The sequence below is a fragment of the Bradyrhizobium genosp. SA-3 genome, from assembly GCF_004212635.1.
Lineage (GTDB): Bacteria > Pseudomonadota > Alphaproteobacteria > Rhizobiales > Xanthobacteraceae > Bradyrhizobium.
Genome location: NZ_PSRT01000010.1, coordinates 1 through 23,508 on the forward strand (window position 1 = coordinate 1; position 23,508 = coordinate 23,508).

General features: G+C 63.3%; 21 protein-coding genes and 1 pseudogene. 10 read left to right on the forward strand and 12 right to left on the reverse strand.

The features are described from left to right. Window positions 1-114: 114 nt before the first annotated feature. Window positions 115-1,089 (reverse strand): annotated as a pseudogene (locus tag CWO91_RS04710) (ATP-binding protein); the annotation flags it as partial. Between the two features lie 190 nt (window positions 1,090-1,279). Between CWO91_RS04710 and yajC the strand changes: the two are divergent. Genes yajC through CWO91_RS04740 form a run of 6 tightly spaced genes read left to right on the forward strand, consistent with a single transcriptional unit; the run spans window position 1,280 to window position 6,914 of the window. Continuing rightward, window positions 1,280-1,636: a preprotein translocase subunit YajC gene (yajC, locus tag CWO91_RS04715; RefSeq protein ID WP_130212442.1), complete on the forward strand. Its 357-nt coding sequence runs from the start codon at window positions 1,280-1,282 to the stop codon at window positions 1,634-1,636. Window positions 1,637-1,685: 49 nt separating this feature from the next. Continuing rightward, a complete protein-coding gene (gene secD, locus CWO91_RS04720; RefSeq protein WP_130212443.1) occupies window positions 1,686-3,290 on the forward strand; it encodes a protein translocase subunit SecD in 1,605 nt (534 codons plus the stop codon). 10 nt (window positions 3,291-3,300) lie between these two features. Continuing rightward, window positions 3,301-4,320, forward strand: coding sequence for a protein translocase subunit SecF (secF, locus tag CWO91_RS04725; RefSeq protein WP_130212444.1), 1,020 nt, complete (start codon window positions 3,301-3,303; stop codon window positions 4,318-4,320). A gap of 60 nt (window positions 4,321-4,380) precedes the next feature. Further along, window positions 4,381-4,764, forward strand: coding sequence for an Mth938-like domain-containing protein (locus CWO91_RS04730; RefSeq protein ID WP_091885494.1), 384 nt, complete (start codon window positions 4,381-4,383; stop codon window positions 4,762-4,764). Next, window positions 4,761-5,624: a phytoene/squalene synthase family protein gene (locus CWO91_RS04735; RefSeq protein WP_130212445.1), complete on the forward strand. Its 864-nt coding sequence runs from the start codon at window positions 4,761-4,763 to the stop codon at window positions 5,622-5,624. Before CWO91_RS04730 ends, CWO91_RS04735 begins: the two co-directional genes overlap by 4 nt. A 45-nt stretch (window positions 5,625-5,669) precedes the next feature. Continuing rightward, entirely contained in the window at window positions 5,670-6,914 is a 1,245-nt protein-coding gene (locus CWO91_RS04740) for a threonine ammonia-lyase (RefSeq protein WP_130212446.1), read from the forward strand. A 14-nt stretch (window positions 6,915-6,928) separates the two neighbouring features. On the opposite strand, the gene CWO91_RS04745 is transcribed toward CWO91_RS04740, so the two are convergent. Then, a complete protein-coding gene (locus CWO91_RS04745; protein WP_130212447.1) occupies window positions 6,929-8,107 on the reverse strand; it encodes an aminotransferase class V-fold PLP-dependent enzyme in 1,179 nt (392 codons plus the stop codon). A 149-nt stretch (window positions 8,108-8,256) separates the two neighbouring features. Between CWO91_RS04745 and CWO91_RS04750 the strand changes: the two genes are divergently transcribed. Further along, window positions 8,257-8,730: a VOC family protein gene (locus tag CWO91_RS04750; protein ID WP_130212448.1), complete on the forward strand. Its 474-nt coding sequence runs from the start codon at window positions 8,257-8,259 to the stop codon at window positions 8,728-8,730. Window positions 8,731-8,852: 122 nt separating this feature from the next. On the opposite strand, the gene CWO91_RS04755 is transcribed toward CWO91_RS04750, so the two are convergent. The 8 genes from CWO91_RS04755 to CWO91_RS04790 form a co-directional block, all read right to left on the reverse strand. After that, entirely contained in the window at window positions 8,853-9,242 is a 390-nt protein-coding gene (locus CWO91_RS04755) for a response regulator (protein ID WP_130212449.1), read from the reverse strand. A gap of 14 nt (window positions 9,243-9,256) precedes the next feature. Then, window positions 9,257-13,366, reverse strand: coding sequence for a GAF domain-containing protein (locus CWO91_RS04760; protein WP_130212450.1), 4,110 nt, complete (start codon window positions 13,364-13,366; stop codon window positions 9,257-9,259). A 336-nt stretch (window positions 13,367-13,702) separates the two neighbouring features. Further along, window positions 13,703-14,251, reverse strand: coding sequence for a CAP domain-containing protein (locus CWO91_RS04765; protein WP_165405224.1), 549 nt, complete (start codon window positions 14,249-14,251; stop codon window positions 13,703-13,705). A gap of 90 nt (window positions 14,252-14,341) precedes the next feature. After that, window positions 14,342-15,436 carry an AMP-binding enzyme gene (locus CWO91_RS04770; protein ID WP_165405225.1) on the reverse strand — a complete coding sequence of 365 codons (1,095 nt, stop codon included), beginning with the start codon at window positions 15,434-15,436 and terminating at the stop codon, window positions 14,342-14,344. Window positions 15,437-15,443: 7 nt separating this feature from the next. Beyond that, window positions 15,444-16,871 carry a methylenetetrahydrofolate--tRNA-(uracil(54)-C(5))-methyltransferase (FADH(2)-oxidizing) TrmFO gene (gene trmFO / locus CWO91_RS04775; RefSeq protein ID WP_130212453.1) on the reverse strand — a complete coding sequence of 476 codons (1,428 nt, stop codon included), beginning with the start codon at window positions 16,869-16,871 and terminating at the stop codon, window positions 15,444-15,446. A gap of 126 nt (window positions 16,872-16,997) precedes the next feature. Beyond that, window positions 16,998-17,150 carry a DUF1127 domain-containing protein gene (locus tag CWO91_RS04780; protein WP_007590701.1) on the reverse strand — a complete coding sequence of 51 codons (153 nt, stop codon included), beginning with the start codon at window positions 17,148-17,150 and terminating at the stop codon, window positions 16,998-17,000. A gap of 403 nt (window positions 17,151-17,553) precedes the next feature. Further along, window positions 17,554-18,378 (reverse strand): lytic murein transglycosylase, encoded by an 825-nt coding sequence (locus tag CWO91_RS04785; protein WP_130212454.1) that lies wholly within the window; start codon window positions 18,376-18,378, stop codon window positions 17,554-17,556. Between the two features lie 126 nt (window positions 18,379-18,504). After that, a complete protein-coding gene (locus CWO91_RS04790) occupies window positions 18,505-19,413 on the reverse strand; it encodes a DUF2189 domain-containing protein (protein WP_165405226.1) in 909 nt (302 codons plus the stop codon). 332 nt (window positions 19,414-19,745) lie between these two features. Between CWO91_RS04790 and CWO91_RS04795 the strand changes: the two genes are divergently transcribed. Next, a complete protein-coding gene (locus tag CWO91_RS04795) occupies window positions 19,746-20,132 on the forward strand; it encodes a DUF3597 domain-containing protein (protein ID WP_165405227.1) in 387 nt (128 codons plus the stop codon). Window positions 20,133-20,185: 53 nt separating this feature from the next. Here CWO91_RS04795 and CWO91_RS04800 read toward each other — a convergent pair whose 3' ends face one another. Continuing rightward, the gene (locus tag CWO91_RS04800; RefSeq protein ID WP_130212457.1) at window positions 20,186-20,461 is read right to left on the reverse strand and encodes a GNAT family N-acetyltransferase; all 276 of its coding nucleotides are present in this window, start codon (window positions 20,459-20,461) and stop codon (window positions 20,186-20,188) included. A 318-nt stretch (window positions 20,462-20,779) separates the two neighbouring features. On the opposite strand from CWO91_RS04800, the gene CWO91_RS04805 reads away from it, so the two are divergent. Further along, window positions 20,780-21,175 carry an SPW repeat protein gene (locus CWO91_RS04805; RefSeq protein WP_091885462.1) on the forward strand — a complete coding sequence of 132 codons (396 nt, stop codon included), beginning with the start codon at window positions 20,780-20,782 and terminating at the stop codon, window positions 21,173-21,175. Between the two features lie 109 nt (window positions 21,176-21,284). Here the strand turns inward: CWO91_RS04805 and CWO91_RS04810 are convergent, their stop codons facing one another. Beyond that, window positions 21,285-21,644, reverse strand: coding sequence for a hypothetical protein (locus CWO91_RS04810; protein ID WP_130212458.1), 360 nt, complete (start codon window positions 21,642-21,644; stop codon window positions 21,285-21,287). A 253-nt stretch (window positions 21,645-21,897) separates the two neighbouring features. On the opposite strand from CWO91_RS04810, the gene CWO91_RS04815 reads away from it, so the two are divergent. Next, on the forward strand, window positions 21,898-23,505 hold the full coding sequence (locus tag CWO91_RS04815) for an acyl-CoA synthetase (protein ID WP_130212459.1): 1,608 nt from the start codon (window positions 21,898-21,900) through the stop codon (window positions 23,503-23,505). Window positions 23,506-23,508: the final 3 nt, after the last annotated feature.

Here is a 23,508-nt window from a genome sequence, read left to right on the forward strand (position 1 = left end):
AGTACACCGCGGCGTTTCGATCGATCACAGCCGCCTCTGGAATACTGGATCGCCCGCTTCAGCGCGCAATTGCGCACAAGGCGGGCGATGACAGTTGAGAACGTGGCGACGTCCTCAGTTCATCGTCAGCTTCACACCCAGCCGTCCCGCCAGCTCCTGCACGAACTGCCAGGCGACGCGGCCTGAGCGGGAGCCGCGCGTGGTCGACCATTCCAGCGCCTCGCGCTCCAGCGCCTCGTCGTCAATCTTGATGCCGAAATGGCTGCAATAGCCGCGCACCATAGCGAGATACTCGTCCTGGCTGCAGCGGTGGAAGCCGAGCCAGAGGCCGAAGCGATCCGACAGTGAGACCTTCTCCTCGACCGCTTCGCCGGGATTGATCGCAGTCGAGCGCTCGTTCTCGATCATCTCGCGCGCGAGCAGATGGCGGCGGTTGGAGGTGGCGTAGAGGATGACGTTCTCGGGCCGGCCTTCGATGCCGCCTTCGAGCACGGCCTTGAGCGACTTGTAGGACGCATCATTGCCGTCGAAGGAGAGGTCGTCGCAGAACACGATGAAGCGGAAGGCGGAGGCGCGCAAGCACTCCATCAGCGCGGGCAGGCTTTCGATGTCCTCGCGATGGATCTCGATCAGCTTCAGCTTGTCGGTCGGTTTGCGCTCCGCGTTGAGGCTGGCATGCGCCGCCTTCACCAGCGATGACTTGCCCATGCCGCGCGCGCCCCAGAGCAGGGCGTTGTTGGCGGGCAGGCCATTGGCGAAGCGCTCGGTGTTCTCCATCAGGATGTCGCGCATCCGATCGACGCCCTTCAGCAGGAACAACTCGACGCGGCTGACCCGCGGCACTGCCGCAAGGCGGCCGTCCGGGTGCCAGACGAACGCGTCCGCCCGTTCGAACGACTCGGGTTCGAGGGTCGGGTTGCCCTGGGCCGAGAGCTGCGCCGCAATGGTCTCCAGCGCGCGGACGATGCGCTCCTGGGAGGAATCGACCGCGGATGCCTTAGCGGCGCCCTTGGGACGTTTTGCCGCGACGCGGGCGGGCTTCTTGGCAGGGGTACGGGGGCCTTTGCCGGCCGGGCTTTTGCTGGTTTTTTGGGCATGTCCGAAGTTCCTGAGAACGCAGCCTTATCGGGCCCGAGGACGCGCCGCAAGGTGGGCCAAAAGGGCGGTCTGGCAGCGTTGCAATTGGGGCAATGGCCGCTATAGTCCGCGCGAATTTGACCGAACCGGTCGCCTTTGAGGGCCTGACCGGCTTTCCCCCGTTGTCACGAGGATCGTCCGAATGCTGATTACCCCTGCGTATGCCCAGGCTGCGGGCGCCGGCGACACCAACAGCATGTTGATGTCGCTGCTGCCGTTCGCCCTGATCTTCGTGATCATGTACTTCCTGATTCTGCGTCCGCAGCAGAAGAAGGTCCGCGACCACGCCGACCTCGTGAAGAACATCCGCCGCGGCGACACTGTGGTGACCTCGGGCGGCCTCGTCGGCAAGGTCACCAAGGTCGTCGACGACGACCAGATCGAGTTCGAGATCTCCGACGGCGTGCGCGTGCGGCAGATGCGCCAGATGATCTCAGGCGTGCGCGCCAAGGGCGAGCCGACCAAGGAAAGCGCCAAGGACGACACCGCGGCGAAGTGAGTGCTTCCCCGCGGGTCACTTAAATCTCCTGATCTGACAGGTCTAGTCGATGTTGTATTTCACGCGGTGGAGGGCGCTCGGGATTATCCTGACGGCGCTGATCGTGTGCCTCTGCGCGGTCCCCAACTTCTTCCCCGAGGCGCAGGTCAAGACCTGGCCCGCCTGGGCGCAGCGGCGGCTCGTGCTCGGCCTTGACCTGCAGGGCGGCTCCTATCTGCTGCTCGAGGTCGACTCCGCCTATGTGAGGAAGGAGAGGCTCGACCAGATCCGCGACGACGTTCGCCGGACGCTGCGCGATGCCAAGATCGGTTTCACCGGTGGCGTTACCGTACGCAACGACGCGGTCGAGGTTCGCATCACCAAGGAATCCGACGCGCAGGCCGCACTCGCCAAGCTGCGCGAGCTGTCGCAGCCGCTGGGCGGCCTCATGGGATCCGGCGGACAGCGAGATCTTGAGGTCACCGATGCCGGTGGCGGTGTGATCCGCCTGAGCATCCCGCAGGCCGCGATGCTCGACCGCATGCGCAAGACCATCGAGCAGTCGATCCAGATCGTCGAACGCCGCGTCAACGAGCTCGGCACCGTTGAGCCCGTGATCCAGCGCCAGGGCAACGACCGCATCCTGGTGCAGGTCCCCGGCCTCCAGGACCCGACGCGCCTGAAGGAACTCCTAGGCAAGACCGCGAAGATGGAATTCCGCATGGTCGACACCTCCGTGCCGCCGGACCAGGCGCAGCAGGGCAGGTTGCCGCCGGAATCCGAACTCTTGATGAGCGCCTCGCCGCCGCCGACACCTTACGTGGTCAAGAAGCAGGTGCTGGTCGCCGGCGGCGATCTGACCGACGCCCAGGCGAGCTTCGACCAGCGCACGGGTGAGCCGGTCGTCAGCTTCAAGTTCAATACGTCGGGCGCGCGCAAATTCTCGCAGGCGACGCAAGAGAATGTTGGACTGCCGTTCGCGATCGTGCTCGACAACAAGGTGATCTCGGCGCCCGTCATCCGCGAGCCGATCACCGGCGGCCAGGGTCAGATCTCCGGGAATTTCACCGTGCAATCGGCCAATGATCTCGCGATCCTCCTGCGCGCCGGCGCGCTGCCGGCGCCGCTCACGGTGGTCGAGGAGCGGACCGTCGGTCCGGGTCTCGGCCAGGACTCGATCGAGAAGGGCGAGCTTGCGGCCTATGTCGGCTCGATCCTCGTCATCGTGTTCATGCTAGCGACCTACCGGCTGTTCGGCGTGTTCGCGAACGTCGCGGTGGCGATCAACGTCGCGATGATCTTCGGCCTGTTGTCGCTGCTCAACGCCACGCTGACGCTGCCCGGCATCGCCGGCATCGTGCTCACCGTCGGCATCGCGGTCGATTCCAACGTGCTGATCTACGAGCGCATCCGCGAGGAGCTGCGCGGCGGCCGCAACGCGATCTCGGCGATCGACGCCGGCTTCAAGCGGGCGCTGGCGACCATCCTCGATTCCAACATCACCACCTTCATTGCTGCCGCCGTGCTGTTCTACATCGGCACCGGCCCGGTGCGCGGCTTTGCCGTGACGCTCGGCATCGGCATCATCACCACGGTGTTCACCGCCTTCACCCTGACGCGGCTGATCGTCGCCGGGTGGGTGCGGTGGAAGCGGCCGCAGAGCGTGCCGATCTAGGAGCCTGATCGTGACTCACACCGTTCTCATCGGGCTCGGCGTCCTCATCGCCATTCTCACCGTGGCCGCGGCCCTCGGCCTCTTGCCGTCGCTGCGTATCGTCCCGGACAATACGCATTTCGACTTCACGCGCTTTCGCCGCATCAGCTTCCCGATCTCGGCGGCGCTGTCGATCGTCGCGATCACGCTTTTCTTCACCCACGGGCTGAATTTCGGCATCGACTTCCGCGGCGGCACGCTGCTGGAGGTGCAGGCCAAGTCCGGCACCGCCGACATCGCGGCGATGCGCACGACGCTGGATTCCTTGCGTCTCGGCGAAGTCCAGCTGCAGCAGTTCGGCGGCCCCGCGGACGTCCTGATCCGCGTCGCGGAGCAGCCCGGCGGCGACGCCGCCCAGCAGGAGGCCGTGCAGAAGGTCCGCGCAGCGCTCGGCGATTCCGTCGAATATCGCCGCGTCGAGGTGGTCGGACCGCGCGTCTCCGGTGAGCTCTTGGCCTACGGCATGCTCGGCCTGATGCTCGCGATCGTCGCGATCCTGATCTATCTCTGGTTCCGCTTCGAATGGCAGTTTGCGCTAGGGGCCATGATCGCCAACGTGCACGACATCGTGCTCACGATCGGCTTCATGTCGATCAGCCAGGTCGATTTCGACCTCACCAGCATCGCCGCGCTGCTGACCATTCTCGGCTATTCGCTCAACGACACCGTCGTCATCTACGACCGTATCCGCGAAATGCTGCGGCGCTACAAGAAGATGCCGATGCCGCAGCTGCTCAACGAGTCCATCAACTCGACGCTGTCGCGCTCCATCATCACCCACGTCACGGTGACGCTGGCACTGCTCGCGCTGCTCTTGTTCGGCGGACACGCCATCCACAGCTTCACCGCGGTGATGATGTTCGGCGTGGTGCTGGTCGGCACCTACACCTCGATCTTCATCGCGGCGCCGATCCTGATCTATCTCGGCGTCGGCGAGCATCGCGAAGATGCGCCGGATACGGCTACGCCGGCGAAGAAAAACAAGGCATGATCCGAACCGCATACCCTCGCGCGCGTTTGCGGGGATAGTAAGCTCATTCGGACCTGGCTCATGGCTGGCGACCCCAACGCACCCCATTTCCCGCGCTCGGCGCCGATCGAAGCCTATGGCAAGGGCGGCTTCGCCTTCGCTGGCATGTCGCATCGAGGATCGTTGCTGTGCCTGCCCGACGCGATCTGGGCCTGGGATGTGACGGACCCCACCAAGATCGACCGCTACTCGCTCGATCGCGTGTTCACGGCCGCCAACAGCATCGACACGCTCCTGGTCGGCACTGGAACCGGGGTTTGGCTTCCGCCGCCGGAACTGCGCCAGGCCCTGAAGGCGGTAAGGGTGGTGCTGGACACGATGCAGACTGGCCCCGCCGTGCGCACCTACAACATCATGATCGGCGAGCGGCGCCGCGTCGCGGCCGCGCTGATCGCGGTGCCATGAGCAGCACCGCGCCGCCACCCGACTCGGTTGCCTTCTGCGCCGATCTCGTGCGCAGCCACGACTTTCCGCGTTACGTTGCGACGCTGTTCGTACCCGCCGCAGAGCGCCGCGCGCTGCTGGCGCTTTATGCCTTCAATGCCGAGATCGTGCGCGTTCGCGACCAGGTGAGCCAGCCCTTGCCCGGCGAGATTCGCCTGCAATGGTGGACCGACATGCTGTCAGGCCATGTCCATGGCAGCGCCGAGGGCAATCCGGTGGCGGCGGAGCTGCTCCGCGCGATCCGCGATTACGACCTGCCGGTCGAGCCGCTGTCGCTGCTCGCCGACGAGCACCAGTTCGATCTCTACAACGATCCGATGCCGACCATGGCGGCACTGGAGGGCTATCTGGCGGCAACCTCATCGGCGCTGTTTGCCCTTGCAGCCCGGATCATGGCGCCGTCGTCGGAGGCGGCCGAGCATCTCGCCCGTCATGCCGGGCTGGCCCAGGGTATCGTCCAGGTCATTGCCAACCTGCCGCGTGATGCGGCGCACCGGCAATTGTTCCTGCCACAGCAGGTGCTGGCGAGCCACAACTGCAATATGGAAGATGTGTTCGCCGGCAAGGAGACGCCGAGCTTGCGTGCGGTGCTGGACCAGCTCGCGGGCGAGGCGCGCCAGCATCTGACCACGGCCTCTTCGCTGCTGCCGCAGGTGCCGCCATCCGTCCGGCCTGCGTTTCTGCCGCTGAGCCAGGTCCGGGTCGACCTCAAGCGCCTGTCCCTACCTGGGCGCAATCCGTTCGCGCCGCAGCCGGCCTCGCGGCTGCGTACGCTGTGGACGCTGTGGCGGGCTTCACGCTCCAGGGAATTTACCAAATAGGGGTCGGCTTATCGCCTGAGGCGGCCAAATGCTCTATGCTGGCCTATGGCTGACTTGTCCCAAAGCGCGCCCTCCGATCTCGGCGACTTCCCGGTCGCACCAAGCGACATCCATGCGGCCGCCGAGACCATCCGGGGTGCCGTCGTCGAAACGCCCTGTAGCTACAGCCGGACGCTGAGCAAGATCTGCGACTGCGACATCTGGCTCAAATTCGAGAACCTCCAATTCACCTCCTCGTTCAAGGAGCGCGGCGCCCTCAACAGGCTCACCGCGCTGACGCCGGAGGAGCGCGCGCGCGGCGTCATCGCGATGTCGGCGGGTAACCACGCACAGGGCGTCGCCTATCACGCGAGAAGGCTCAACATTCCCGCCACCATCGTCATGCCGGTCGGCACGCCCATGGTGAAGATCGAGAACACCAGGCATCACGGCGCGGAGGTGGTGGTCACGGGCGCGACGCTGGAGGAGGCGGCCGCGTTCGCGCGGAGCCACGGTGAGGCTCGCGGCATGATCTTCGTCCATCCCTATGACGATCCGCTTGTCATCGCCGGGCAGGGCACCGTCGGGCTGGAGATGCTGAAGGCGGTGCCGGAGCTCGATACGCTGGTCGTCCCGATCGGCGGCGGCGGGCTGATCAGCGGCATCGCCATTGCCGCGAAGTCGATCAAACCGTCGCTACGGATCCTGGGCGTCGAGGCCTGGCTCTATCCATCGATGTACAATGCCATCCATGACGGGAATCTGCCGGCGCGGGGCGACACGCTTGCTGAAGGCATCGCGGTCAAATCGCCCGGCAAGATCACCACCGAAATCGTCCGCCGCCTCGTCGACGACATCGCTCTCGTCAACGAAGCCGAGCTCGAGCGCGCGGTTGCGACCCTGATCTCGATCGAGAAGACGGTGGTCGAGGGTGCGGGCGCAGCCGGCCTTGCCGCGCTGATGTCCGATCCGTCCCGCTTCGCGGGCCAGAAAGTCGGCCTGGTGCTGAGCGGCGGCAACATCGATACGAGACTGATCGCCTCCGTCCTGACCCGCGAGCTGGCGCGCGAGGGGCGACTGACCCAGCTTTCGCTCGATATTCCCGACAGACCCGGGCAATTGGCCGCAGTCGCCGCGCTGCTCGCCGAAGCCGGTGCCAACATCATCGAGGTCTCGCACCAGCGGACCTTCTCCGACCTGCCGGCCAAGGCGACGCTGCTGCAACTGGTCATCGAGACCCGCGACAGCGCCCATCTCGACGAGGTGATGGCAAGGCTCAGTGCATCCGGACTGAGTGCGCGTTGCACTTGAGCAGAGCGTGTCACTTATCGCGGCGTCAAACTCCCGAGGTGCCCGATCAGCCGATCGATCTCGGCTTCTGTGTTGTAATAGTGCGGCGAGGCGCGCACGACCGGCGGCAGCGCGCGGACTTCTGCATCGATGCGGGTGCTCGACGGATCTGAAGCGCCGATCGTGATGCCCGCCGCAGCGGCACTGCTGACAATGGCGTCCGCGTCATATCCCTCCACCGTGAAGCTGACGATGGCGCTCGGCGCGCGGCCGAGGTCGCGTATTTGGATGCCGCGAATGGAGGCGAGGCCGCTGCGAAGACGGTCTGCAAGCAGGCGGCAGCGCTGTTCGATAGGACCAAGGCCGATCGCGAGGGCATAATCGACGGCAGCTCCCAGGCCGAGGCGGGCCGCGTAATTGTTTTCCCAGGTTTCGAAACGGCGCGCATCGTCGCGGAGCCGATACTCATCGCGCGCGATCCAGGGCGCGGCGAAGTGGTCGATCATCGGCGGCTCGAGCTGCCGCAGCAGCGCCCGGCGGACGTAGAGAAAGCCGGTGCCGCGCGGGCCGCGCAGGAATTTGCGCCCCGTGGCCGACAGCATGTCACAGCCGATGGCTTCGACATCAACCACCATCTGGCCGACCGCCTGGCAGGCGTCGAGCAGATAGGGAATGCCGCGCGCTCGCGCGATCCTGCCGATCGCTGCCGCGGGATTGACCAGCCCGCCATTGGTCGGAACCCAGGTGATGGCGATCAGCTTCACGCGCTCATCGATCATGCCTTCGAGCGCGTGGACGTCGAGTTCGCCCGTCGAATCGCTTGGCACCACATCGATAATCGCGCCTGTACGCTTGGCCACCTGAAGAAACGCGACATAGTTGGCGGCGTACTCTGCCTCGGCGGTCAGAATGCGATCGCCCTGGGCAAACGGAAGCGAATAAAACGCCATCTGCCAGGCAACTGTCGCGTTCTCCATGAGGGCGATCTCGTCGGGCGCGGCATTCAGCAGCCGCGCGACCGAGCCGTAGACCGCGTCGAGCCGGGCGGACTCGCGATCAGCGGCGGCATAACCTCCGATCTCGCTTTCGAGGTCGATGTGCCGCTTCATCGCTGTGGCAACGGGCGTTGGCATGAGAGCAGCACCCGCATTGTGGAGATACGCAAGCCGGGAGGCGGCTGGTGTGTCGGTGCGTATCTGGTCGATGTCGATCAAGTAAGAGCCTCTGCGTTAGGGTTCCCTGAGTTTGACACAATGACGCACGCGAGCAAGATCGGACAATGGAAGCCGCGGCTGGAGCATGCTGATCCGGATGTTATGATAAAATGGAGGCGTGATTTGGTGGTGATTTGAAAGGACCCGCGATGGCGAAGAACACGATTTGCCTCTGGTATGACAGGGACGCGGAAGCGGCGGCCCGCTTCTATGCCAAGACCTTTCCAGATAGCGCCGTGAGTGCCGTTCACCGCGCGCCCAGCGATTACCCGTCCGGCAAGGCCGGCGATGTGCTCACGGTCGAATTCACGGTGGCTGGCGTTGCTTGTCTCGGACTCAACGGCGGGCCCATGTTCAAACACAGCGAGGCCTTCTCGTTCCAGATCGCCACCGACGATCAGGAGGAGACAGACCGTTATTGGAGCGCCATCGTCGGCAATGGCGGGCAGGAAAGCGCCTGCGGCTGGTGCAAAGACAGATGGGGCGTCTCCTGGCAGATCACGCCGCGCGTATTGATCGAGGCGCTGGCGGCCGGCGGCCCTGAAGCCAAGCACGCCTTTGATGCGATGATGGGGATGACGAAGATCGACGTGGCCGCAATCGAGGCGGCGCGGCAGGGCTGATCGTCGGGGCTGCGGGCGCGGCGATACAGCTCGGTTACCGGCGTTCGATCCCCTTTGCTTCGAACCGCGGCAAGTTGTTTGCTGGAATACAGGCGCACCGATGTGCGTCAGCGTTTGGCGCGTTATGCGGCGTGATCAAGCCTCAGGTCGATCTCCTGGCGCAGTGCCGCGAAGTCGATCGGTTTTGTCAACAGATCAGTTGCGCCGTTGTCCAGCGCTTTGCGCTTGGTCTCGGCGTCACCGTAAGCCGTGATCATGATAACCGGAACATCGGGCCGGGCCGCACGTACTATGGGCAGCATCTCGAGGCCGCTCATGCCGGGCATGTTGATATCTGAAAGGATTAAAATGAGAGACGCGTCCCGGATCTCCGTAGCGCGTTGCAGCGCCAAGGGCGCCGACGGTGCAAATTCCATAAGAAAACGACCGTCGCGCAGATCGCGTCGGAATTGCTGGCGAAACAGCACTTCGACGTCCGGTTCGTCATCAACGACCAAGATATACACGCTCAACTCATCTCTCCAGCCTATTTTGTCGCGGCCGCAGTGCGTGGCAGCCTGATAATGAACTCAGTAAAGGCATCTGGCTCGGTATCCAAATCGATGCTGCCGCCATGCTGTTTCACGATAATATCGTGACATATCGACAGGCCAAGCCCGGTCCCTTCGCCAGCCGGCTTAGTCGTGAAGAACGGATTGAATATCTTCTCCTTCACCTCGGCTGGAATACCTGTACCATTGTCGCGAATGCGGATTTCCACGGCTGGACCGAGACTTCTTGTTGTCGCGCTGAGGGCGGGCTCGAATCCATCTCCGGCGGCTTCCTTACGCTTCATGGCGGCATAGAATCCGTTTGAGATCAAATTGAGAAGGACCCGTGTGATTTCCTGCGGGTACAGGTCGATAATCCCGGCAGAAGGATCGAGCCTTCGCTCCAGCGTGATGTGAAAGCCCGGCTTTTCCGCGCGCGCGCCGTGATAGGCGAGATTGAGGCTTTCCTCGACGATCCCATTGATTTCGGCAGCTCGACGCTCGCCAGATCCCTGTCGCGAATGCAGCAGCATATTTTTCACAATGGAATCGGCGCGCGCGCCGTGCTGCACAATCCTTATCAGGTTAGCCTGGAGCGTCTGGGTGACTTCGTCGATATCCTGTTTGACCCTCTCGTCCAACTGAGTCGCGCGCAGCTTTTCGTTCAGCTCGTTGATGAGTTCCGACGAGAGCGATGAGAAATTATTGATGAAATTGAGCGGATTCTTGATCTCATGGGCGATGCCTGCAGTTAGCTGGCCCAGGGAGGCAAGCTTTTCAGTCTGGATCAATCGATCCTGTGCCGCGCGTAGTTCTTCAAGCGACTGCGAAAGCTCCTTCGTGCGCTTGCGCAATTCATTCAAGAGACGGGCGTTTTCGATAGCGATGACGGCCTGACTCGCAAAATTGGAAACCAGCTCGATCTGCTTGGCAGTGAACAATTTGACTTCCTGGCGGAAGATCGTGATCGTCCCTATTAGCTCGTCTTCCCTAAGCATGGGAACGATGACGAGAGTTCTTGCTCCCGCAAGGTTCGCGAGCGCGCGGACGTTAGGGTTGCCTTCGATGTAAGGCGGCTGGCTCCGGATGTCTTCGATGTGGACGGTTTGATGCGTCTTCTCGACAGTGCCGAGACCGCTAGCGGGGTGCGGACGAATGCTCTGGTAAAGTCGGGCTTCAACATAGGCCTGCGGCGCGTTGTATAGGGCGACGGTGCGGAAGCCGCCTTCCTCATAGAGATTCATGGTACCGAACCGAGCCCCGCAGATGCGAGTCGCATTCTCCAGCATCTTGTTGAAGACCGGCTCTAATTCGCCGGCGGATGCGCTGATCGTCGCCAAGACTTCAGCAGTCGCGGTCTGCTGCTCGAGTGACTCCGTAAGCTCGCGCGTGCGCTCCTGTACCTGTTCGAACAGCCTAACATTGCCAATCGCAATCACCGCCTGATCAGCGAAGGTTTGAAGCAGAGCAATCTGCTTGGCGTTGAACGGACTGATTTCGGTGCGCCGAAGCGCTATGGCCCCGATGCTGTCGCCCTCGCGTAACAGCGGCACGCTGAGTACCGTGCGAACGTTCGAGCGCCGTGCGAATTCCCTTGCAACGGGAAACTCGTCGCCCCCTGGTCCGAGGAGATCGCTTATGTGAACAGGTACGCGGTCGATAATCGCTCGACCGGAAGGCGTTTGGCGGTTGATCTTTTGTCGTTGCCAAACCGCCGGGATGGAACCGTGGTGCGCCGAGGATACAAGTTCATCGGCAACTTTCAGGATAGCTAGCGCATCATCCCCTTCACAAAGCTCGCACGCGCATTCAACAATAGCCTTAAGGACCGGGCCGACGTCGGTCGGCGAGGAGGCGATCACTCTTAAGATATTGGCACTGCCGGTCTGGTGAGTGAGCGCTTCCTGCAGGTCGCGGCTCTTGGCCTGGACCTCCTCGAACAGTCGAACGTTTCCAATCGCGATGACTGCCTGGTCGGCGAATGTCTGCAGGAGGCGGATCTGTTTATCGTTGAAGGGATTCACTTCGGTGCGCCGGAGAGTAATGACGCCAATAGCTTCGCCCTCGCGCAGAAGCGGTACACTGAGGATGGTCCGCACGCCGTCGTCGCGTCTGAGTTCTCGTCCATCAGGAAATGCATCGCCCTCGGGCGAGGTGATGTCGGAGACCTGGACCGGACTCCGATCGAGAACCGAGCGGCCGGCGGTCCATTTGCGATTGATGGGCCACGTTGCGTGGGAAGGCTGGATCGGACCGTGATGTGCAACGAGTTGGAGATGGTCGTTCCTTCTCAGGCGAAGCACCGCATCGGAGCTTTCGCAGAGCTCACAGGCACTTTCGACAACCGCCTTTAATATCGGATCGATCTCGGTCGGGGAGGACGCGATGACCTTCAAAATGTTGGCGCTGCCGGTTTGGTGCGTCAGGGCCTCCTGCAGATCACGGCTCGTGGCTTGCACTTCCTCGAAAAGACGCACGTTCTCGATGGCTATGACCGCCTGATCGGCAAACGTCGAAACCAGCTCGACCTGTTTCTCAGAAAACGATTGAACCGTCGTTCGGCCCAGGAACAGAACTCCGATCGGCTCCTCTTCGCGCATCATCGGCACACCGAGTAACGTGCGATAGCCAGCGGCCTTCTGCATGTCATGGTATGCGTATTCGGGATCGGCCAGTACGTCCAGGATCTGAACGGACCTGTGTTCGAGGAGGACCCGGCCGATCAAACTGCCTCTGCCGGGCTGAAGCCGATGAACGTCGGCGACCTTGACCCAATCCACGCGAAAATTGTAGCCGGTGGCATGATAGAATCCGCGCTCGTCCTTGCGCGCAATGGCCGCCATGTCCGCATTGCATAGACGCGCTGCCGATTCCGTCAGCGTATCAAGCACCTTGTGAAGGTCGAAGGCCGAACGGCTGATGACCTTTAACACGTCTGCAGTCGCTGTCTGCTGCTGCAATGACTCGGTAAGATCATTGGTCCGACGCTGAAGTTGATCGAACAGACGAACGTTTTCGATCGCGATCACTGCTTGGTCGGCGAAGGTAGTGACGAGCTCGATCTGCTTGTCGGTGAAGGGCTCGGTGCGTTGACGCGCGAGCACAATTGTCCCGATCGGTTCGTTCTGGCGCAACAGCGGTACACAAACGGCCGTATGCTGCCCAGCGAGGTTCGTCGATTCCTGCAGCGTATATTCGGGGTCCGAGGCGACATCGAGGATTTGAACCGGACGCTTTTCGATCACCGCCCGTCCGGTAATCGTGCCGCGACCCGGAGCGATCGGGTGATTCCTGAGAAAGTCGACATACTCTGCGGTGTAACCGACGGCTGCTCCGGCGCGGTAGAGATTGCCCTCGCGCCGCATGATGAAGGCCATTTCAGCGTTGCATAAACGCGCCGCGGTCTGGACGAGTGTATCGAGCACGGGCTGCAAATCAAAGGTCGAGCGGCTGATCGTTTTTAGGACGTCTCCGACCGCGGTCTGCTGCTGAAGCGATTCAGTTAAGTCGTCTGTGCGCTGCTGCACTTCGCTGAATAACCGCGCGTTTTCGATTGCGATCACCGCCTGGTCTGCAAAGGTCCGCAGCAGTTGCTTGTCCTGCTCGGCAAAGTTGCCTGGTTGGGCGCGCGTGACGCTGATCATGCCGATTGAAGTGCCGTCCTTCATGATCGGTGCGAAGAGCATCGCGCGGAAACCACGCAACCGGGCGACGTCTCGGATCTGCAGCTCGGAGATGGCCTCGGTGTCGGGGATAGGGACAATCTTTCCCGATGAGGCGAGTTGGAAGCTTGGAAAGTCTGCAATCGGCCGCGGGAACATATGGGTCAGATGTTCATCGGCTACAGCATTCGTCCGGGTGAATGCCGCAAGCTGCGCGATTCCGTCGATGAAGCGGAACACCGTGGTGGAAAAGCCTCCAATTAGCCGGTTGGCGCTGGTGGCGATTGCGTTGAAGACCGGCTGCACGTCGGGGGGCGAAGTTGCGATCACCCTTAAGATATCGGCAGTCGCGCTCTCGCGATCAAGCGCGGCGCGCAGCTCGGCCAATAGCCGGGCGTTTTCCTGCTTCAAATCCGCCACCACGTCTTGTGAGAGCGCGGGCATCGGATAGCAATCCATATCGCCGAATGCATCGCGGCATCCGGCCAAAATATGCGGCAGTTTCGACTTGGATTATTTCACTTCGGAGCGCGTTCGGCCAGCCATATCGTAAGTTGATGCGCGCCCAATTACCCGCTGCCCTGCTGCCAAGGTGCACCTCCGCCGGCGGGTCTGGCGGTGACGAGCGTGCACTCGAAGATGGATGTAAAGCAGATGGAGGCGATCGCCGCGCCGCGGCTTACGTGCGCCGACGGGCTCTCCAAGTCTCCGTCGCGATTGCCAGAGCAGACGTACTGGAATGCCTACGATCGGGACGGCAAGGCGAGAGCCGATCTCGCCTCAGATGCAGAGGCTGAGCAGCTTGATGTAGCAGCCGCTGGATTTGGGCGGGCTCGCGGGCGCGGCCTCGCGCTTCACGACAACCAGAGGCTCCTTGTCCTTCTTTCTCTTGCCCTTCGGCTCGTAGTCGCCGGCGATCACCATCGCCCAATAGATGCGCTTGCCGCTGGCATTCTTGGCGCTCGCGATGCCGACGCGGGAGGCGTTGTGCAGCAGCAGGTTCTTGCGGTGCCCGGAGGAGTCGATCCACTGCCCCAGGGTCTTCTCGAAATTGTCGTAGCCGTAGGCGATGTTCTCGGCGGCGCGGCCCGCGCCGGCTGGCGCCACACGGCGGTTGAACGGGCCGAGTGCGTCGTGGCTGAGATCGTCCTTGGCCGCCATCGCGCGGGCCTGGTCCGTGGCGATGCGGTCAAGGGTTGAATCGCGGACGACGCGGACTTCGCCGTGCTTGAGGCGGAAGCTCGAGATCAGGTCGGCGGGGGACTCGGCCATTGCGGGTGTGATGGCCAAAAATAAGCCGGCGATCAGGCCGCCAACCACACGATGCATCACCGTCCCCCGAATGCCCATAACCCGCCAAGCCCGAATGATCCGACGCTTCTCTATCGCCAATGTGGACGCTTCAAGGCGCGCCAGGCCCTAGCTCGCTGGCAGATCCGCCTCGAAATTGAAGCGGTCGCGCAGGTTCTTGCGCTGCTCGAGGATGTCTTTGAGGAAGGCGCGGTCCTGATCGTTCTTCATCATCGGCTCGATCAGGTCGAGCTGATTCATGGCGACCAGTTGCAGGATCTCGGTGCGCGCTTTGCCACTGGTGTCGCGGGGCAGGGCGTGAACAACCTGGATGTGTTCCGGCGGCTTCGGGCCCTTGGCGGCCGCAAGCTCGTTGCGGAGCTCGCCTTCGAGCGAGGCCTGGTCGGCTTCGACGAAGGCATAGAGCCCGACGCCGGAGCGGCGGTCGGCAAAGGCGACGATGGCGGTGTCGCGCACGGCCGGGTTCTTGCGGATCAGTTCCGCCAGCACCGGCGCGTCGTTGACGAGCCGGCGGCCACCACCCTCGCGGTCGGTGAAGTTGAACAGGCCGCGGGTGATGGCGCGATAGACCTTCTTGCCGGTGACAAGCCATAGGCTCGCGGCAAACGATTTTTTCGCGAGGATTTTTCGCTCGCGCGGTGTCAGTGCGTCGGGTGCGTAAGAGCGCTTATGCTTGAGCAGATGTCGGAGGTCTTCATAGGCAAGGATGCGATAGAGCCGGCCGCGCCGCGCAAAGCAGGCCGCGAGCTGGAAGTCGGTCACATAGGCGCGGCCGTTGCGACCAACCAGCCAGTTCTGCTCCTTGGCGAGATCGTTGTGGCAGATGCCGGCGCGGCGAAGCCGCCGCAGCGCGGCTTTGGCCGAGCGGAAATAGGCGAGGTCGCCATGCGGCTTGGCCAGATGCAGCGCGACGCCGTCAACGAAGCCGCGCACCAGCGCGCGGCGTCCGCCCCACAGCAGCTCCGGACCGACGTTAAGGCCTTTGGCAAGCTCTAGCGCGCGCTTCTCGCGGGCGAACAGATGGCGTGCCAGCAGGTACGACCACCACGGCACCTCGTCGAGCCGGCGCAGCACCGCGTCGACCTCGACGTTCTCGCTGCGGAAACGGCCGCGCTCGACGGTCGAGAACACGTCGCGCTTGAGCAGCACGCCCTCGGTCCAGCGCGCCGAGAGTGCCGCGGCGTCGTCTTGTGGGAGGCTCATCGAAAACTCACGCTGCGGCGGCAATGCGCAGGTGATCGGCGATCCAGCGATCGAGATCGGCGAGCGCGCGTGCGCTCATCGCCTGCTTCTTGGCCACCGTCTTCTCGTTGCCGCGCAGCCGCGTGCCGTCGGCCTTCTTGGTCGGCACGATCGCGAGCGGCGGGAATAGGCCGAAATTGATGTTCATCGGCTGGAACGAGCGCGTGCCGGGCTCGATGGTTTCGATATGGCCGCCGGTGATGTGACCGAGCAGCGATCCCAGCGCCGTAGTGCCAGGCGGGCTCGCCAGTGTCGCGCCGCGTGCATCTGCTGCCGCATAGAGGCCGGCGATCAGGCCGACGCTGGCGGATTCCACATAGCCCTCGCAGCCCGTCATCTGACCGGCAAAGCGCAACCGCGGCTGCGCGCGCAGGCGCAACTGGCCATCGAGCAGCTTTGGCGAGTTAAGGAAGGTGTTGCGATGCAGGCCGCCGAGGCGGGCGAATTCGGCCTTCTCCAATCCCGGAATGGTGCGGAAGATGCGCTGCTGCTCGCCGTATTTCAGCTTCGTCTGGAAGCCGACGATGTTGTAGAGCGTGCCGAGCTTGTTGTCCTGGCGCAGCTGCACGATCGCGTAAGGCTTTGTGGTCGGATCGTTCGGATTGGTGAGGCCGACCGGCTTCATCGGACCGTGGCGCAACGTCTCGGGGCCGCGTTCCGCCATGACCTCGATCGGCAGGCAGCCGTCGAAATAGGGCGTGTTGGTCTCCCACTCCTTGAACTCGGTCTTCTCGCCGGCGATCAGTGCCGCGACGAAGCCGTCATACTGCTCCTTGGTCATTGGGCAGTTGATGTAGTCGGCGCCGTTGCCGCCAGGACCGACCTTGTCGTAGCGCGACTGGAACCAGGCCACCGACATGTCGATGGACTCGCGGTGCACGATCGGCGCGATCGCGTCGAAGAAGGCGAGCGCGTTTTCGTCCGTCAGCTCGCGGATGGCATCAGCCAGCGGCGCAGAGGTGAGGGGGCCGGTCGCGACGATGACGTTGCTCCAGTCGGCCGGCGGCAGGCCTGCGACCTCGCCGCGGGCGATCTCGATCAGGGGATGGTCGTTCAGCGCCTTGGTGACGGCCGCGGAGAAGCCCTCGCGGTCGACGGCCAGGGCGCCGCCGGCGGGTACCTGGTTGGCATCGGCCGCGCGCATGATCAGCGAGTCGAGCTGGCGCATCTCCGCATGCAGCAGGCCGACGGCGTTGTTGGCGGCGTCGTCCGAGCGGAACGAATTGGAGCAGACGAGTTCGGCGAGCCCGTCGGTGCGGTGCGCCTCGGTCATGCGGGTCGGCCGCATCTCGTGCAACACCACGGCCACGCCGGATTTGGCCACCTGCCAGGCGGCTTCGGAACCGGCAAGGCCGGCGCCAATCACGTGCACGATGTTGGATTGGGATCCTGTCATGGGGCGGACAGGTAGCGCTTTTCGGCGCCCAGTGGAATCGCCGAGATCGAGTTTTCTGCCACCAGATGCGACAACGCCCGCACGAGGCGGGCGCTATCGGTTCGTCCGGTGAAGGGCTGAACGATATCAGCCCTGATACTGGCCGGCGGCAACGCGCGGGATGTCCGAGCGATCGAGGCCGATATCGGCCAGTTCGCGATCGCTGAGCTGGGACAGCTCGGCAACATTGCGCTGATAGTCCCGGAAGGCCTGGATCATGCGGATGAGCGAGAGCAGCATTAGTAGTCTCCTGTAGTTCGATTCAGCCCTTGCCCGGGCCTCATCGTTGAAATGAATATAGGTGAGAGTGGTGCAGTGCGAAAGTTCCGATGTTGCGATGCAGCTAGGCGAAGAATGCATAGCTCTGATAACCGATGATTAACCCGAGGGCAGTCCCGCTCAAGCCGCGGGCGGGACAAGCAGTTTTGTGCCATAAATGTCCGTGAATTCACGGGGTTATTGGGGATCATGCAGTTTAATACATGATGGAAGTTTCCGCACCCGCAAGGAATTCTTCCAGCGTCTGAACCCAAGTTAGGCATGCGCGAATCGCATGCGCTGAAGGGAGCGTAAAAATGAATATATGTTCATCAAAAAGACTGCCGATTCGCTTCGGAAATCGGCTGAATGGCAAAACGAGGATTTAAGGCGCGCGGGCGAGCTGGGTGGCGAAATAGGCAACGGTCTTGGAATAGACCTCGCTCTTGTTCCACTGCTGGAGCACCGCGAAGTTCGGACTGCCCGGCTGCCAATCCTTGCCGCGCTGCCAGCCATAGCCGGCGAGATAATTGGCGGTGGAGGCGAGCACATCGGGCGCGTTGTGCAGGAGATCGCGCTTGCCGTTGCCGTCGAAATCGACCGCGTACTTCATCCAGGACGACGGCATGAACTGGGTCTGGCCGAGCTCGCCGGCCCAGGCGCCCTTCATGTCGGCGGGTGCGAGATCGCCGCGCTGGACGATGCGCAAGGCATCCATCAGCTCGCCGCGAAACTGCTCGGCGCGCCGGCAATCATAGGCCAACGTCGCCAGCGAGCGGATGGTGGCGAACTTGCCGGTGTTGACGCCGAAATCGGTCTCGAGCCCCCAGATCGCGACCAAGACCTCGCCGGGGACACCGTAGGCCTGCTCGATGCGCGACAGCACCGAGCCGTATTGCTTCATCATGTTGGAGCCGCGCTGCAGGCGCGGCGGCACCATGCGGCCGGAAAACTCCTCAAAGGTCTGGGTGAAGACCTTCTGCGAACGGTCGCGGTTGAGCACGCTCTGATCGAGCGTCACACCGGCGAGCCCCGATGCAATGGCCTGTTGCGAGATGCCCTTGGCCGCGGCGTCGGTTTTGAAGTCCGTAAGCCAGGCGTCGAAATTGCCCGAGCCGCAAGCAACGGCGGCGAGCGCTGGCTGGGTTGACAGGATGGACGCGGAGAGGGCGAAGGCTGCAAGAGCGAGACGAGAAATCGTCGGGGTCATCAGATGAAATGAATTCCGTGAAGTGATCTGACCGGCGCGCGCAATCTCGGTTGTAACCGCGGCCAAAGCAAGGCTGTGACAGCGCGACCCTGCCCGAGCCGGGCAGGATCGCACGTCACGATATCGTCAGGCGTCCGTGTTGTTCCTCCAGGGGAAGAGGTTGGCGGGGAAGTCGGCGGCCGGCTTGCGCGGACGATGCGGCGGAGGCGGCACTGGACGTGCGCCTGGATCGGACACGATCACCTTGCGGTAGAGGTGCCAGGTGGCATGGCCAAGCAGGGGGATCACCACGGCGAGGCCGAGGAACGCCGGCATCGTGCCGAGCGCCAGCAGCACCGCCACGATCAAGCCCCAGGCCGCCATCGGTGCCGGGTTCTTCGCGACGACGCGCAGCGAGGTGACCATCGCCTCGAATGCACCGGCATGACGGTCCAGCATCAAGGGGAACGACACGGCGCTGATGCAGAGCGCGGCGAGCGCGAACAGGAAGCCGGTGCCGCAGCCGACCACGATCAGCCACCAGCCCTGCTGCGTCGTCAGCACGCGCGTGATGAAATCCGAGATACCGGTCACGCCCTCATAGCCGAACGCCGCAACATAGATCGCCTGTGCGGTAGCGACCCAGGTCACGAACAGAGCGAGCAGCAGCGTGCCGAGGCCGAGCATCGCACCGAAGGAGGGCGAGCGGAGCACCTCCATGGCGTCCCAGGCGGTGGCCTCTTCATGGCGTTCGCGCCGGCTCGAGAGCTCGTAAAGACCGAGCGCGGCGAAGGGCCCGATCAACGCGAAGCCGGCGGCCAGCGGAAACAGCAGCGGCAGCACCGAATAGCCCATCACCACGCGGGCGAGCACGAGGCCGAGCACCGGATAGATCACGCAAAGGATGATGGCGTGGCTCGGAACGGCCTTGAAGTCCTCCCAGCCGCGCTTCAGCGCGTCGTGCAGGTCGGACAGTTGGATGGTTCGGATCACCGGTCCGGCCGCTTCCGCGGTCCGGGCCGTGCTGGGGACATTGCCCTGGTAGAGTATGGCCATGGTCGCTAGCTCCCTTGCCAAGGGCCGATCTTACGCCGGCAACGGTGCAAGCGGCCGCCTTCTTTGAACGATCGCGATTCCGACCAGACGCGAATTCCGGATGGCATCGCGAGCTGAACCGCAAGCGTACTCCCAATTCCGAGTCCTGTCCCTCACGCCTGGGTGAATTTCGATGACGCAGTGCAAACCTCGCCGATGTCATTCGGTCGTCATTTCGCCGCAGATAAGCTGATGCTGCGTGCTGGTTCGCAGAACTTCGCGGGCGCAACGCACGAACATCGTCTATAGTGCCACTCAAGGCCCTTCCAACGGATCCTTTTCGGGGAGCAGACATGAGCATTTTCGGGAAAATCATGAGCGCGATCTTCGGCAGCCATCCGGCTGCTGTCGCGCCTGGCGGCAGCGCGCCCGCAGGGGCCGCGCCGGGCACATCGGAGCCGGCTGCCGCGCCCATGGCAGCCGTCGACGTCGCCGCGATCGTCGACAAGGCGGTGGCTGCGCACAAGGGCGAGAAGCTGGAATGGCGCACCTCCATCGTCGATCTCATGAAGGCGCTCGACATCGATTCCAGCCTTGCTGCGCGCAAAGATCTCGCCAAGGAGTTGGGCTACACCGGCGATATGAACGACTCGGCGAGCATGAACGTCTGGCTGCACAAGCAGGTGATGTCCAAGCTCGCCGCCAATGGCGGCAAGCTGCCGCCGGAGATCAAGCACTGACCGATCGCTCGGTCGTACCGCAAGGGCCCGCGATCTCGCGGGCCCTTTTGCGTTCAGGCGAGGAGATCCGCACTTTCCGGATGCCTGTCGAGATAGTCGACGACGAAGCCACAGCCGGCGATCACCTTCTTGCCGTCGCGGCGGATCAAGTCCAGCGCGCCCTTGACCAGTTCGGACCCGATGCCGCGGCCGCGCAGAGCGCGCGGCGTTTCGGTGTGCGTGATGATCACGGCCGACGGCGTCAGCCGGTAATTGGCGAAGGCGATGTCGCCGCCGACATCGAGCTCGAAGCGGCTCCTGTCCTTGTTGTCGCGTACCGAAGCCGCCATGCGGGATCCTTCCGAAGTGCAGATTGCGTCCTGATCTAGGAGGCTGACCCCGCCCTTGCCAAGGTGAGACCAAGGGAGATTGCCGCAGGGGAGATATCTGCAAACGCGCGTCCTTGCGGCCGCAGTGCAGTATGGAAGTCTCGCTCTGCGAGCATGATGCAGCGAGTGCAAATAATCCTCGGTATTGCCCTTGCAAGCCCCACGGCGGTTCCCACGTCCTTGAGAGGACATACGCCCGAATGCGGCCGGCAGGGTCGCTAGACATTCGGAGTGTCATGATTGCCAGCCGCAGACGTATGCCTCTTGTAGGAGGGTACGATGTCGGATTTTGGTTTCTTGGGTACTCATCGAACATGGGAAGACTGGTGCGGGATGCTGCTCGGCGCGCTGATCGTGGCTTCGCCGTGGTTTCCCATCCAGGATCAGCCGGTCACCGGACACGAAACGATGATCCTGAATGCCGTCGCGGTCGGTCTGGTCGTGTTTGGCATCAGCCAGCTCGAATATGTTGCCTTGCAGCGCTGGCAAGAGGTGACGACGATCCTGGTCGGACTTTGGCTCATCGCCTCGCCTTACGTGATCGGCTATTCCGGTGAAGGCTTTCTCCGCATCTACCACACGAGCCTCGGTGCGGTGGTGGTGCTGCTCGGCATACTGCAGCTGTGGCAGGACTGGGATCTGAATGACCAGGACATGCTCAGGCACGGACAATAGGCAGCAGATATCGGCAGGCCCGCCGGCCGCGGGTGGCGGGCCTGTGTCCTTAGCTCGTGACGAGATCTGAGTCGTCCGGACGCCGCTCGATCCACGAGGGCAGTTCGGTTCAATCGGCTGCTTTAGCGAGCCTGGAATCTTCGGGCTGCGGCTGCGGGCCGAGGCAACCCTGACAGATGACCAGGGAGCGATTGACCCTGGCGTCCTGCTCGGCGTCGGTGCCGTCCTGCGCCTGCCACCATTCCTTCGAAGAGGGCTGAAGTCCGCCGTGCGATCGGTCGTGCTCGGATCGGGCTGCGGTGCGCGCAGGTCCGGACGCTGCGTACGGCCGGTTGGGATCTTCGCCGGCGCCATCCCAGGCATAGCGCGCGGGCTTGAAGGCGGGATCTGAGGCCAGATGCGCTTGCGGGGCCACGGCACATCCGGCAAGCGCCAGCGTAAGCAGGAGGACGGCGGGCGCTTTGACCATGATGTGACACTCTGAACGCAAGAACTGAGCGAGGTTGCTCCGATCATGTTTAAAATTCCCTGAACTATTGCACCCGCGCCGGCGAGCGTATGCGCCAGCTGATCCTGCTCGCTCTCTTCGCCTCCGCCGCGCGCCGTGCAGCCCTACGGGGAGCCGTGCATCCGGCGGCCTTGCGAGGGCACTGGCGATGGCGATAAATGGGCTGCAATGAGCGGGCAGCTAACGTGCCGTCCGCCGTCGAAGAGGAAACCCGATGCAGCCCCTGCGCATGTCCCGCCGCGTCATGAATCTCGCTTACATGCTGACCCAGAATGCGCGGCGGCATGGATCGCGAGCTGGCTTTGTCTGGGGTGACAAGTCCTGGACCTGGCGCGAGATCGATGCGCAGGTCTCGGCGCTGGCGGCGGCGCTCGCCGCGCGCGGCATTGCGAAGGGCGACCGCATCCTCGTCCATTCCAAGAATGGCGACGAGATGTTCTTTTCGATGTTCGCCGCGTTCCGGCTCGGCGCGGTCTGGGTCCCCACCAATTTCCGCCTGATGCCGGATGAGGTGAGCTATCTCGCGCAGGCCTCCGGTGCGAAAGCGTTTCTGTGCCATATCGAGTTTCCCGAGCACGCTGCGGCCGTGAGCGGCGGCGCGCTGGAATTCACTTGGAGCATCGACGGCAAGGCTTCGTTCGGCGAGCGCTCGGTGGCCGACGCGATCGCCTCGCAAGCCGGCGCTGCCGTGGAGAACGTCGCCGTCGAGCACGACGATCCCTGCTGGTTCTTCTTCACCTCCGGCACCACCGGCCGCTCCAAGGCGGCCGTGCTGACCCACGGCCAGATGGGATTCGTCGTCACCAATCATCTCGCCGATCTGACGCCCGGCACGACGGAGCAGGATGCCTCGCTGGTGGTCGCGCCGCTGTCGCACGGTGCCGGCGTGCATCAGCTGATGCAAACCGCGCGCGGTGCACGCACCGTGCTGCTGCCGACCGAAAAGTTCGACATCAACGAAGCGTTCCGCCTGATCGAGGCGCATCGCGTCAGCAATCTCTTCACGGTGCCGACCATTTTGAAGATGATGGTCGAGCATCCCGCCGCCGACAAATGCGATCATTCCTCGCTGCGCCACGTCATCTATGCCGGCGCGCCGATGTATCGCGAGGACCAGAAGGCGGCGCTGAAGAAGCTCGGCAAGGTGATCGTGCAGTATTTTGGCCTTGGCGAGGTCACCGGCAACATCACCGTGCTGCCGGCCGCGCTGCACGATCCCGAGGACGGCCCGCATGCGAGGATCGGCACCTGCGGCTTCGAGCGCACCGGCATGCAGGTCTCGATTCAGGACGACGAAGGCCGCGAGCTTGCGGCCAACCAGAGCGGTGAGATCTGCGTGATCGGCCCCGCGGTGTTCGCCGGCTACTACGACAACCCTGAAGCCAATACGAAGGCGTTCCGCAACGGCTGGTTCCGCACCGGCGATCTCGGTCACATGGACGAGGAGGGCTTTGTCTACATCACGGGACGGGCCTCCGACATGTACATCTCCGGCGGCTCCAACATCTATCCGCGCGAGATCGAGGAGAAGATCTTGACGCATCCGGCCGTCGGCGAGGTTGCCGTGCTCGGCGTGCCCGATGCGACCTGGGGTGAGGTCGGCGTTGCCGTCTGCGTCGCGCGCGAGGGCGCGAAGCCGGTGAGTGAAGCGGAGATGGCGGCGTTCCTCGCGCCGAAGGTGCCGCGCTACAAGATGCCGAAGCGCTTCTTCTTCTGGGAGGCGCTGCCGAAATCCGGCTACGGCAAGGTGCCGAAGCGCATGGTGCGTGATGAGCTCGAGGCGCGAGGCCTGCTCGATCTCGACAAGACGAAGGCAGGCTGAGCG

Coding starts and splice junctions, on each gene's coding strand:
- yajC (WP_130212442.1), top strand. CDS start 1,280: ATGCTGATTACCCCTGCGTATGCCCAGGCTGCGGGCGCCGGCGACACC.
- secD (WP_130212443.1), top strand. CDS start 1,686: ATGTTGTATTTCACGCGGTGGAGGGCGCTCGGGATTATCCTGACGGCG.
- CWO91_RS04730 (WP_091885494.1), top strand. CDS start 4,381: ATGGCTGGCGACCCCAACGCACCCCATTTCCCGCGCTCGGCGCCGATC.
- CWO91_RS04735 (WP_130212445.1), top strand. CDS start 4,761: ATGAGCAGCACCGCGCCGCCACCCGACTCGGTTGCCTTCTGCGCCGAT.
- CWO91_RS04740 (WP_130212446.1), top strand. CDS start 5,670: ATGGCTGACTTGTCCCAAAGCGCGCCCTCCGATCTCGGCGACTTCCCG.
- CWO91_RS04750 (WP_130212448.1), top strand. CDS start 8,257: ATGGCGAAGAACACGATTTGCCTCTGGTATGACAGGGACGCGGAAGCG.
- CWO91_RS04760 (WP_130212450.1), bottom strand. CDS start 13,366: ATGCCCGCGCTCTCACAAGACGTGGTGGCGGATTTGAAGCAGGAAAAC.
- CWO91_RS04765 (WP_165405224.1), bottom strand. CDS start 14,251: ATGCATCGTGTGGTTGGCGGCCTGATCGCCGGCTTATTTTTGGCCATC.
- CWO91_RS04770 (WP_165405225.1), bottom strand. CDS start 15,436: ATGAGCCTCCCACAAGACGACGCCGCGGCACTCTCGGCGCGCTGGACC.
- trmFO (WP_130212453.1), bottom strand. CDS start 16,871: ATGACAGGATCCCAATCCAACATCGTGCACGTGATTGGCGCCGGCCTT.
- CWO91_RS04780 (WP_007590701.1), bottom strand. CDS start 17,150: ATGCTGCTCTCGCTCATCCGCATGATCCAGGCCTTCCGGGACTATCAG.
- CWO91_RS04785 (WP_130212454.1), bottom strand. CDS start 18,378: ATGACCCCGACGATTTCTCGTCTCGCTCTTGCAGCCTTCGCCCTCTCC.
- CWO91_RS04790 (WP_165405226.1), bottom strand. CDS start 19,413: ATGGCCATACTCTACCAGGGCAATGTCCCCAGCACGGCCCGGACCGCG.
- CWO91_RS04795 (WP_165405227.1), top strand. CDS start 19,746: ATGAGCATTTTCGGGAAAATCATGAGCGCGATCTTCGGCAGCCATCCG.
- CWO91_RS04800 (WP_130212457.1), bottom strand. CDS start 20,461: ATGGCGGCTTCGGTACGCGACAACAAGGACAGGAGCCGCTTCGAGCTC.
- CWO91_RS04805 (WP_091885462.1), top strand. CDS start 20,780: ATGTCGGATTTTGGTTTCTTGGGTACTCATCGAACATGGGAAGACTGG.
- CWO91_RS04810 (WP_130212458.1), bottom strand. CDS start 21,644: ATGGTCAAAGCGCCCGCCGTCCTCCTGCTTACGCTGGCGCTTGCCGGA.
- CWO91_RS04815 (WP_130212459.1), top strand. CDS start 21,898: ATGCAGCCCCTGCGCATGTCCCGCCGCGTCATGAATCTCGCTTACATG.